Below are 10,754 nucleotides of genomic sequence, written 5' to 3'. Positions count from 1 at the left end.
TGCGTCCGCACTGGCGCCCGGTACCTTCGTGGTATGCGCCGAAATCTCTTGCCCCTACCCCTTGCTTTTGCCCTCGTCTCCCTCGCCTCGCCGGCTGCGCGCGGAGGCGAACCGCCAGGCTGGGTGCCCAGCGAGACCGCCGAGGACCTCCCGCCGCCGCCGCCTGCGCCGCCGCCCCCGCGCCCGGGGCCCACGACGTACACGATCGAGCAGAGGGAGCTCTCCGAAGGTCCGACGAAAATGGCGAGCCCGCCGGCGTTTTACGTCGGGACGATCCTCGCCGGCGTGGGCCTGCTCGGCATCGTCACGGGCCTCGTGATCCGGGCGGATCTCCCGGAGACCGAATGCACGAACTGCCCCGCCGAAGAGAAACGTTCTGCCTCGCTCGGCCTGCTCATCGGCGGCGGACTCGGCATGTTGATCGGCATCCCGATCGCCGCGGTTGGCGGGCGAAAGGTCCCGGACGAACCGTCGTGGGCGCGCCCGAAGGTGTTCATCTCTCCGCGCGGCGGCGCGCTCCAGTGGACGTTCTGAACGTCGCTCCGCCCTCCGATTGGTGAATTCGTCTCTACGTCTCCGCCGCACCTCGAAATGCCCTTGCACCCGGGACGTCGCGCCCCGGGACGAACCCAAATGCCCGAAAATGCCCGTCTCTCCGGGACGTCGCGGCTGGATGGGGTGTGCATGCCGTACCCACGCCGCCCGACGGAATCTTGCTCGCATGCAATGCATGCACGGCGACAATCGCCTCGCACCGAATTTCCCGTCCGTCTCTTGATTTCCTGATGTCCTGATCGACGACGCTACCCGGCATGGCGCGTGCACCCGCGGGGGTGGGCGACCTAGACGCTTTGCCTGGTTGTCGAAAGGCTCTCACGTGCTTCAAGCCACGCAGGAACAAGGGATTCGATACGACATTGGTTCCAGCCGGATGTGCTTCGAGCCGCCGGATACATGCTTCGTGACCTATGTCGGGGACCTCGACGCCGACGTCGTCGCGCGGATGAACGCCGCGCTCGAGGAGACGGTGCGGCAGCGGAAGTCCGTCGATTTGCTCGTGGATCTGTCTCGTACGGGACAGGTGACGGAGCTCGTCCGGCGCCACGCCGTTGGCGGCATGCTGGCCCTGAACCCGCGCGCCACCGCCGTGTTCGGCGCCGATTTCCACCTCCGCGTGGTCGTCTCGATGATCACGAAGGCCATTCGATTGCTCCACGTGGATCTGCGCGGGCAGATCAAGTTCTTCGAGCACGAAATGGACGCGCGCGCCTGGCTTTCCGATGTCAAACGAAAAGAGCTGATGCAACGCAGCGCTTGAGCGCTTTTCGGGGAGAGCGGTCATGCTTGCAGCGATCGAACGGCCCGACGAGACCATCACGGTTTGTCCTGCCAGAGAAATCACGGCGCCTCGCGCGCCCGACCTCGCGCTCGGGATCCCGCGCCACTGGTGGCCGGATCCGCTCGTGAACGTGCACGCGGCGCGGATCGAAGAAGAGACGCTCGCGTGGTTCCGCGAGCTCGGCTTCGGCGAGCGATCGATCTGGATCGTCCGCACCTTCGCGCCGGCCGATTATGCGGGCATGCCGTTCCCGCTCGCGGAGCCGCGCGAGCTCTTGCTCCTCGCCAAGTACCTCTCGCTCTGGCTGCTCTGGGACGACGTCGACGTCGAGGGCCGCGAGCGCACCTTCCCGTTCCGCGGCCCGGCCGTCCTCGAGCCGAGCGCCTCCGGCGTCACCACCCTCTTCGGCGCCACCTGGTCGGCCCTGCTGCGCGAGCTCGCCGAGACCATGAGCCCCGGCTGGATGGAGACCGTCTGCGAGGCCATGGACACCTGGAGCACGGCCGCGCTGAAAGAAGCGCGCACCTCGAAGCAGCGCCGCGCGGGGCTCGCCCGCGTCTCGTACGAAGAAGCCCTCCGCTCGCGCATCGACACGATCGGAATGGCCGCGACGGGCTACCTCCTCGAATACGCGCGCGGCGTCGAGCTCCCGCCCGACTTCCACGCGCACGAGACCGCGATCGCCTTGAAGACCCTTTCCGGCAAGATCGTCGGCCTCGGCAACGAGATCTGGAGCCTCGGCAAGGACTGGGCTTCGGGCTACGTCAACGTCATCCTCGCGCTGCGCGAGGAGCGCGGGCTCTCCATGATGGAGGCCGTGCGCCGCATCATCTGCGATCACGACGAGGCCATCGCCGAGTTCGATCGCATCGCCCGCGCGCTCCCGAGCTTCGGCGCGAACTGGGACGCGCACATCGCGACCTGGGTCCAGGACCTGCGGCACGCCTCCCTCGGCTTCACGCTCTGGGAGTCGCGCGCCCCGCGCTACGCCGCGTTCAAGATGCTCGTGAATGGCACGCCGATCGATCCCTCGTTCATCGTGCCCACGTCGCTCGCCCCGCGCGCCGCCGCAAAGGCCGCGTCCGCTTACGCTCCGCACCCTTGACGCCCCTTCGCGGCTGGCATCACGTGCGTCGCGATGCCTGCGACCTCCACGTCCACGAACCCCCTCGTCAGCGATCGATTCGTCGACTTCCTCCTCTTCGAGGTGCTCGACCTCGAAGGCCTGCTCGCCCTTCCCGATTTTGCCGAGCACACGCGCGAGACCGTGGGCATCTACCTCGGCACGGCGCGCAGGCTCGCGCGCGAGCTCCTCTTCCCGGCCTACAAGCCGATGGACGAGGCCCCGCCGCGCCTCGAAAATGGCCACGTGCGCGTCCACCGCGCCATGCACGACATCTATCCGCGCCTCGTCGAGCTCGGCGTCCTCTCGGCCACGCGCCCGCCCGAGGCGCACGGCCAGATGCTTCCGCTCACCGTCGCGAGCCTCGCCACGAGTTATCTCATGGCGGCGAACCTCTCGGCGTACGGTTATATCGGCCTCACCACGGGCGCGGCGCGCCTCCTCGAATCCTTCGGCTCGGACGAGCTCAAGGAGCGCTTCATGGGGCCCCTTTATCGGGGCGAGTGGACCGGCACCATGGCCCTCACCGAGCCCCAGGCCGGCAGCAGCCTGAGCGACGTCGAGACCCGCGCCACGCCCACGGAGCGCGGCCATTACCTCCTCAAGGGCTCGAAGATTTTCATCTCGGGCGGCGATCACGACCTCACCGAGAACATCGTCCACTTGACGCTCGCCCGCATCGACGGCGCGCCGCCCGGCATCAAAGGCGTCAGCCTCTTTGCGATCCCCAAGCTTCGCCCCGAGCGCGGCGCGCTCGTCCCGAACGACGTCGAGGTCGCGGGCGTGATCCACAAGATCGGCTGGCGCGGCCTGCCGAGCCTCGCCCTCAATTTCGGCGAGGCCGGCGATTGCCACGGTTACCTCGTCGGCGAGCCTCACCGCGGCATTTCGTACATGTTCCAGATGATGAACGAGGCCCGACTCATGGTCGGCATGAATGGCGCTGCCACCGCCTCGGTCGCGTTCCACGAATCGCTCGAATACGCCAAGACCCGGCCCCAGGGCCGCAAGCTCGGCGACAAGGACCCGCGCGCCCCGCAGATCCCCATCATCGAGCACGCCGACGTCCGCCGCATGCTCCTCCGCCAGAAGGCCATCGCGTGGGGCAGCCTCGCCCTCCTCGGCCTCACGGCCCGCCTCTCCGATCTCGCCGAGCATGCCCAGGACGAGAGCTCCCGCGCGCGCGCCGCCATGCTCCTCGACCTGCTCACGCCCATCGCCAAGAGCTTCCCGGCCGAGCGTGGCTTCGAGGCCAACGCGCTCGCCGTGCAGGTCCTCGGCGGCTACGGCTACACGAGCGAGTACCTGCCCGAGGCGTGGCTCCGCGACCAGAAGCTCAACAGCATTCATGAGGGCACGACGGGCATCCAGTCGCTCGACCTGCTCGGCCGCAAGGTCCCGGCCGCGGGTGGCGCGGCGTTCGGCGCGCTGCTCGAAGAGATCGCGGCCACCTGCGACGGCGCGCGGGACGCGGCCGTGAACCCCGATCTCGTCCAGCGCGTCGAGGGCGCGGCGATGGCCATGCGGCAGGTCACGCTCCACCTCGGTGCCCTCGGCGCGCAGGGTGACGTCCGAGGCATGCTCCTGCACAGCGCCGATTACCTCGACCTCGCGTCCACCATGGTCATCGGCTGGACGTGGCTCCGCCTCGCGGCCACGGCGCAAAAAAACCGCGCGGATCGCCCGCAGGATCACGATTTCTACGAGGGCATCGCGTCGGCGGCCCAGTACTGGATTCGTACCGAGCTCCCGCGCGTCGGCTACCTCGCCCAGCTCTGCCGCTCCGGCGAAGATTCATACGAACGCGTACGACCGGAGTGGTTCTGACGTGCAGGAATTCGACGACGACGGTACGTGAGCCCCGGGCCGTCCTCGGGCTCTCGGGTGAGCCCGGGATCTTGTCTGGATCACGCGGCCCATGGTAGTGTCCGCGGCAGTGCCGCGGAGTGCGGCGCGAAGGCCGACGGTGCCATGGAACTCAGACGAATCCTCCTTGCTTCAGTCGCCCTCCTCGCCGCGATGGCTCCTCGGGTCGCGAGCGCCGCGCCGGTCACGATCCCGGAAGGCGTGTCGGACCCGCTGCCCGGCCTCGGCACGGGCCTCTGCGCGGCTTCTGCGATCTCGACGAACTCCACCGCCGATTTCGGCCTGCTCAACCCGGACAACTACAACGGCGCGGTCAACTCGTTCATCGAGGCGCACGCGGTCGATCGTGTCGAGCAGACCATCCGTACGCTGCTCGACCTGTCCAACAACAACGCCTCGAACCAGGCGCTGAGCTACGGCGACTTCCTCGATGCCGCGCTCGATCAGGGGTGCAAGACCGGCGGCTGCGACTTCTTCGTGAACGACACCACGACGTCGTTCGGCAGCCGCATGCGTGGCTTCCTCAACGTCCCCGCGGAGTGGGTCAATCAGCCGATCCATTTCGGGTTTTACGCGGACGATGCCGTCAGCCTGACGATCTACGACAGCAGCGCCGCCGGCTACTCCGTGGTGTTCCGTCCTCCGGCGTTCGGCGCGCCGACGTACCGCCTGACGAACCAGGTCACCTTCCAGAAGGCCGGTCTCTATCCGATCGAGATCCTCTTCGTCGAGATCACCGAGCACGCCGCACTCGAGATGTCTTACTTCATCGGCAACTTCGCTGACTTCGAGCGTCCCGCGAACGCGCCGCCGATCGTGAAGCTCAACGACGCGGGCTTCACGCTCTTCCCCTCGACCATGTTTTTCCAGACGCTCAGCGGCACCCCCGCGTTCCCGGACCTCGGCGTCTGCAAGCAGTGCAAGCGCGAGTTCATCAACCAGCCCGGCAACAACGGCTGCGACCCGGGGTACTACTGCAACGAGGCCGCGCTCTGCGCCCCCTGCGACACCGACAATCTCTGCGGCCCGAGCTGCGTGCAGTGCGGCGGCGACACGCCCTTCTGCGTGAACATCAACGGCAACGTCCAGTGCGGCGCATGCGATACCGACGCGGACTGCGAGGGCGGCTTCACCTGCAACCCCGACACGAAGACCTGCGACGAGTGCAACGACAGCTCCGACTGCCCCAAGGGCGCGGCCTGCATCGAGAACAAGTGTGAGCCTTGCTCGACGAGCGCCGAGTGCGCCGGCGCCTCCTGCAACTGCTGTCCGGACGGCGCGAGCGGTCAGCAGATGAAGTGCGCCCCGCTCGAGCCGAACGGCAACCCGAGCTGCGTCGAGTGCACGACCGACGCCGAGTGCGGCGGCGGCATCTGCAACCTCTCCGTCGGCCGCTGCCAGGGCACGCTCCCCGAGAACAACTCGCCGACGTGTTGCGGCGACGGCTGCGTCAACTGCACCGCGCTCGAGACCATCGTCGTCAACGGCACCGCCCAGCCGCGGTATCCGTTCTGCTTGCCCGGCCCGGTCGGCACCGCGTGCGCCGAGTGCCGCCACGACATGGATTGCGGCGAAGGCGCCTTCTGCTTGAGCGGCACCTGCACCCCCTGCACCCGCGACAAACGTTGCGGCCTGCGCTGCGACAGCTGTGGCGGCAACACGCCCTTCTGCTTCGGCCAGAATGCGGCCGTCGCCGCGTGCGTGCGCTGCGTCGACGACTCGCAATGCGGCGACGGCTCCACCTGCGACACGACGACCCACACCTGCTCGGTCACCGCGGGCTGCATGATCACGTGCGCCGCCGACACGCCTTATTGCAACGGCGAGAGCTGCGTCGCTTGTTACGCCGACTCGCACTGCCCCTGCGGCGGCACCTGCAACCTCTCCACGAACACGTGCACGCCCTCGTGCAAGACCAATGTCGACTGCCTCGGCAGCGACCACTGCCGCTGGAACGAGGCCGAGACGGCGAAGGAGTGCGCGCTCGGCCCCATGCCCGACGGCGTCGATTGCGGTGGCACACTGGCCACGATATGCTCTGCAAGGCCCGGTCGACATGGAGGTGGCGCGCCCGGAGCCGCATTGCTCGTCCTCTCCGTCCTTGGCCTGCTGGGCCGCCGCCGCCTCCGTTCAATCTCCCGAGGTGAGCCGTGAAGCGATCCATCTCGTTCTTGCTCTCGCTCGCGACGCTCGCCGCAGCGCCTGCTCTCGCAGAAGCCGCCGAAGAAGGCCGCTTCGACGCGCAGACCTTCCGCCCCTCCGCGGCGCCGCGTGATCTCGTGATGATCCAGAAGTCCGAGGTCGTCGGCCACCTCTCGCCGACGTTCGGCATCTACACGGACATCGGCCTCGATCCGCTCGCCGTCGCGGCAATCACGACGGGCCAGGAGATCCGCGCCGTCGGCGCGCGCCTCCAGGTCACGGGCCTCGCGGGCATCGGCTTCTTCGACGTCTTCGACATCACGATGGCGATGCCGTTCGTCGCCTGGCAGATGTCCGACAACCTGAGGCCGCTCGGCTCCGAGGGTGAGATCTCGCCGAACGCGCTCGGCGATCTTCGTTTCAACACCAAGATTGCGATCCCGTATCTGAACCGCAAAGCCCAGATCAAAGAGGGCTTCGGCATGGCGCTCACGGGCAACTTGAACCTGCCCACGGGCGATCAGGACGCGTTCGCCGGCGACGGCGCCGTCTCCGGCGGCATGGGCCTCGTCGCGGATTACCGCTTCAACTTCGGCCTGCTCGTCACGGCAAACACCGGCATCTGGTTCCGGCCCGACCGACAGTTTGCCGGGACGAAGGTCGGCGACATGGCGAACTTCGGCATCGGCGCGGAGATGTACGTCGTGCAGCGCTGGGGTTGGTCCGTGCTCGGCGGCGTGTACGGCAGCGTCTCGCTCGTGAAGTTCCCCGACAGCCCCTCGCAGGTGCCGGCCGAGGCGCTCATGGCGATGCGCTGGCAGTGGGCGAGCGGCTTCGGGCTCACGGTCGGCGGCACGTTCGGCGCGAACTGCGGGTTCGGCGCGCCCGTCTTCCGCGCGTTCGCGGGCCTCACGTGGCAGCCTTCGAAGTCGCGCGAGCAGCAGGAGATCGATCGCTTGAAGCAGATCGACAGCGAGGATCCCGATCACGACGGCCTCATCGAAGATGCCGATCATTGCCCCGAGCTGCCCGGCGTCCCGCAGAACATGGGCTGCCCCGACTCGGACTCCGACAAGGACGGCGTCCCCGATCGCGACGACAAGTGCCCGATGATCGCGGGCGGCCGCGGCGGTTGTCCCGGCGCGTACGTCAAGAACGACGAGATCGTCATCCTCGATCAGGTCCACTTCGCGACGGACAAGGACATCATCCTCGACGATTCGAAGAAGGTGCTCGACGCGGTCGTCACGGTCCTCAGGGACAACCCCGAGATTCGCTCTGTCGAGATCGAGGGCCACACGGACGCGCGCGCGGGCGACGTGTACAACCACAACCTCTCGCAGCGCCGCGTCGAGAGCGTCCGGGAGTACATGATCCAGAAGGGGATCGATCCCTCGCGCGTCACGGCGAAGGGGTACGGTCACACCAAACCCATCTACGACGACTCGCAGTGCCTCGGGAAGGACGAGGAGCTCTCGGAAGACTGCAAGTTCATGACCGCGACGAACCGCCGCGTCGTCTTCCGCATCAAGGGCCAGGGCAGCGCGCCCGGCGCGGCCGTGGGCGGCGGCGACACGGTCCTCTCGCCAGGCGACAAGCAGCTCGACGGAGAGGGCGTGATCAACGGGAGCGGCGTGCTGAATGGCGGCAGCACCTTGCCGAGTGGCGGCATTCTGCCGAAGGGGAACGGCGTGCTCGACAAGAAGGATCCGACCCTTCCTGGCAGCACCCTCCCGCGCTCCGGCGAGCAACTGCAGCCCGAGGCGCCGAAGGAGGAAGGCGCGGACAAACCGGCCGACGGCAAGGACAAACCTGCAGACAAACCGGCCGACGGCAAGGACAAACCCAAGCCCGGCGCCGCGCCCGCGCCCACCACACAGAAGCCCGGCGCCGCGCCCGCGCCCACCACACAGAAGCCCGGCGCCGCACCCGCGCCCGCGAAGCCCACCGCGCCGCGCTGATCCCCGAGGCCTCGCTCCGACGAACGGAGCGAGGCCCGCGCCTCCCCCGCCCTCCCCTACATCCTCACGCATCGCGCGCCGCGTCTCCGCGGCCGCCGCGATTTCCTTTGGTGCACAAACGAGACGAGGCCGCGGGCGATCCTCCCCTCGCGGAGGACTCGCGCGCGACCTCGTCTCGGAACGCCCCGCGGCGGGCTACTTCTTCGTCGTGGTCTTCGTCGTGGTCTTCGTCTTCGTCGTCGACGTCGACGACGTCGTGGGCGTCGGCGCCGGCGTCGTCGTCGCCGCGGCCGTGGGCGTCGGCGCCGTCGTCGCCGCTGCGGTCGGCTGCGGCGGCGGCGACTTCACCTCGACCGCCGTGTTCAGCGGCGTCGCCTCCTTCGGCGGGTTCGGATCGGCCGCGGGCACCGGTTCCTGGGCCTTGTCCGCCTCGGTCTTGGCGCCGAGATCGAGCGGCTTGGACGAGACGCCTTCGCGCCGGATCCAGACGATCGCCGTCCCCGTGGCGACCTTGCCGTACGAGGCGTCGGGCAGGCGAATCTCCTCCTCGATCGCCTCGATCACGGCGTCGCCGCCAGCCATGCAGGCGGCCTTGCGGAGCGACCGCAGGCGCTCGGGCTCGGTGCGCGCCCCGGGCTCGCTCTGCACCGGCTCCAGGCGGTGGAACTCCCTGTCGGGCTGGGTCTTGCCCGCGAAGATGGGCATGTCCGTGCAGAACTCGCCGGACGGCGTGCGCATGTCCTGGAAACGCGGAGGAGCCGCGCAGGCAACAAAGATCGCGGCCGTCGCGGCCGAGAAGAGAACGACACGTTGCATGGCTATTTTCTTACCAGTTTCTATGCGCGTCGTGCAAACGTCGCGTCGAGGCAAAAGACACGGCGTGAACGTCCGTCCGAGGTCGGACGGTTTTCCGGCTGGCCTGCGCCCGCCCATGGGGTAGAGATGGCGCCCCCGAACGAGGACGCGCCATGACCATGCCTGCCCCGGCCGAGCTCCCCCGCGACACGATCCAGGTCCTCCTGCTCGAGAACATCCACCCGAGCGCCACGGAGACGTTCAACACCTTCCGCGAGGGGCGCTCTTACGCCATCACCCGGAAGAGCAGCGCGCTCAAGGAAGACGAGCTCATCGCGGCCCTGCCGGGCGTGCAGCTCCTCGGCATCCGCAGCAAGACCCGGATCACGGCCCGTGTCCTCGAAAACGCGCGCGACCTGCTCTCCGTCGGCTGCTTCTGCATCGGCACGAACCAGGTCGACCTCGTCGCCGCCAACGCCCGCGGCGTCCCCGTCTTCAACGCGCCGTTCAGCAACACGCGCAGCGTCGCCGAGCTGATGATCGGCGAGATCATCCTCCTCGCCCGCCAGCTCGGCGACCGCTCGCGCGAGGTCCACGCCGGCGTGTGGAAGAAGGTCGCCGCGCATTGCTACGAGGTCCGCGGCAAGGTCCTCGGTATCATCGGCTACGGGCACATCGGCCGTCAGCTCGGCGTGCTCGCGGAGGCCGTCGGCATGCGCGTGCTCTACCACGACATCGCCGCGCGCCTGCCGATGGGCAACAACCGCTCGGTCCCCTCGCTCGCGGCTCTGCTCGCCGAGTCCGACTTCGTGTCGCTGCACGTCCCCGAGACCCCGGAGACGCGCAACATGATCGGCGCGGCCGAGCTCGCAAAGATGCGCAAGGGCAGCTACCTCCTCAACGCGAGCCGCGGCACCGTCGTGGACATCGCGGCGCTCGTCGCGGCGCTGAAGAGCGGGCATCTCGCGGGTGCGGCGATCGACGTCTACCCCGAGGAGCCCGAGTCGAACACGGATCAGTTCAAGACCGATCTCCAGGGCTTGCCGAACGTCCTGCTCACGCCGCACATCGGCGGCTCGACGGAGGAGGCGCAGGAGGCCATCGGGCGCGAGGTCGCAGCGGTGCTCAGCAAATTCGCGGCAATGGGAGCGACGACGGGCTCGGTGAACTTCCCGCAGGTCGAGCTCCCGCCCGTGAAGGGCACGCACCGCATCCTGAACGTGCACAGGAACGAGCCCGGCGTGCTCCGCGACGTGAACCGCGTCGTCGCCGATCTCAACGCGAACATCGACAGCCAGTTCCTGGCAACCGAAGGCGCGATTGGTTACCTCATCATGGACCTCGAGCAGGACGTCTCCGCCGAGGTGAGCCGCCGGATCGAGGCCCTGCCCTCGAACATCCGGACGCGCGTCGTGTACTGAACCGTGGAGCCGGGGCGCTGCCCCGGACCCCGCGGGGGCTATTCGCCCCTCGACCCGAACCAGGGCAAGCCCTGGACTCGGGGTGGAAGAACTGCGCGATGCGCAGT

Annotated in this window: 8 protein-coding genes; 7 read left to right on the top strand and 1 reads right to left on the bottom strand. The window is 68.4% G+C overall.

The genetic code is table 11. From position 1 onward, the window contains the following. Nucleotides 1-33: 33 nt before the first annotated feature. The 6 genes from KEG38_RS37405 to KEG38_RS37380 all read left to right on the top strand — a co-directional run bounded on the left by KEG38_RS37405 (nucleotide 34) and on the right by KEG38_RS37380 (nucleotide 8,431). A complete protein-coding gene (locus KEG38_RS37405; protein WP_272425206.1) occupies nucleotides 34-534 on the top strand; it encodes a hypothetical protein in 501 nt (166 codons plus the stop codon). A gap of 343 nt (nucleotides 535-877) precedes the next feature. After that, on the top strand, nucleotides 878-1,318 hold the full coding sequence (locus tag KEG38_RS37400) for a SpoIIAA family protein (protein WP_272425204.1): 441 nt from the start codon (nucleotides 878-880) through the stop codon (nucleotides 1,316-1,318). A gap of 22 nt (nucleotides 1,319-1,340) precedes the next feature. After that, complete coding sequence (locus KEG38_RS37395; RefSeq protein ID WP_272425203.1) at nucleotides 1,341-2,444, top strand: terpene synthase family protein; 1,104 nt, start codon at nucleotides 1,341-1,343, stop codon at nucleotides 2,442-2,444. A gap of 33 nt (nucleotides 2,445-2,477) precedes the next feature. Beyond that, nucleotides 2,478-4,289: an acyl-CoA dehydrogenase gene (locus KEG38_RS37390; RefSeq protein WP_272425201.1), complete on the top strand. Its 1,812-nt coding sequence runs from the start codon at nucleotides 2,478-2,480 to the stop codon at nucleotides 4,287-4,289. A 192-nt stretch (nucleotides 4,290-4,481) separates the two neighbouring features. Then, nucleotides 4,482-6,482, top strand: coding sequence for an outer membrane exchange protein TraA family protein (gene traA, locus KEG38_RS37385; RefSeq protein WP_272425200.1), 2,001 nt, complete (start codon nucleotides 4,482-4,484; stop codon nucleotides 6,480-6,482). Further along, on the top strand, nucleotides 6,479-8,431 hold the full coding sequence (locus tag KEG38_RS37380; protein ID WP_272425199.1) for an OmpA family protein: 1,953 nt from the start codon (nucleotides 6,479-6,481) through the stop codon (nucleotides 8,429-8,431). Before traA ends, KEG38_RS37380 begins: the two co-directional genes overlap by 4 nt. A gap of 195 nt (nucleotides 8,432-8,626) precedes the next feature. On the opposite strand, the gene KEG38_RS37375 is transcribed toward KEG38_RS37380, so the two are convergent. Continuing rightward, nucleotides 8,627-9,247: a hypothetical protein gene (locus KEG38_RS37375; protein ID WP_272425198.1), complete on the bottom strand. Its 621-nt coding sequence runs from the start codon at nucleotides 9,245-9,247 to the stop codon at nucleotides 8,627-8,629. A 152-nt stretch (nucleotides 9,248-9,399) separates the two neighbouring features. Between KEG38_RS37375 and serA the strand changes: the two genes are divergently transcribed. Further along, nucleotides 9,400-10,647 carry a phosphoglycerate dehydrogenase gene (gene serA, locus KEG38_RS37370; protein WP_272425197.1) on the top strand — a complete coding sequence of 416 codons (1,248 nt, stop codon included), beginning with the start codon at nucleotides 9,400-9,402 and terminating at the stop codon, nucleotides 10,645-10,647. Nucleotides 10,648-10,754: the final 107 nt, after the last annotated feature.

This window comes from Polyangium jinanense (assembly GCF_028435265.1).
Taxonomy (GTDB): domain Bacteria; phylum Myxococcota_A; class Polyangia; order Polyangiales; family Polyangiaceae; genus Polyangium; species Polyangium jinanense.
This window is presented reverse-complemented; position numbering and strand designations above follow the sequence as displayed.

Bases quoted from the DNA above. Each gene is read 5' to 3' on its own strand.
- serA (WP_272425197.1), top strand. From the start codon at position 9,400: ATGACCATGCCTGCCCCGGCCGAGCTCCCCCGCGACACGATCCAGGTC.
- KEG38_RS37390 (WP_272425201.1), top strand. From the start codon at position 2,478: ATGCCTGCGACCTCCACGTCCACGAACCCCCTCGTCAGCGATCGATTC.
- traA (WP_272425200.1), top strand. From the start codon at position 4,482: ATGGCTCCTCGGGTCGCGAGCGCCGCGCCGGTCACGATCCCGGAAGGC.
- KEG38_RS37375 (WP_272425198.1), bottom strand. From the start codon at position 9,247: ATGCAACGTGTCGTTCTCTTCTCGGCCGCGACGGCCGCGATCTTTGTT.
- KEG38_RS37395 (WP_272425203.1), top strand. From the start codon at position 1,341: ATGCTTGCAGCGATCGAACGGCCCGACGAGACCATCACGGTTTGTCCT.
- KEG38_RS37405 (WP_272425206.1), top strand. From the start codon at position 34: ATGCGCCGAAATCTCTTGCCCCTACCCCTTGCTTTTGCCCTCGTCTCC.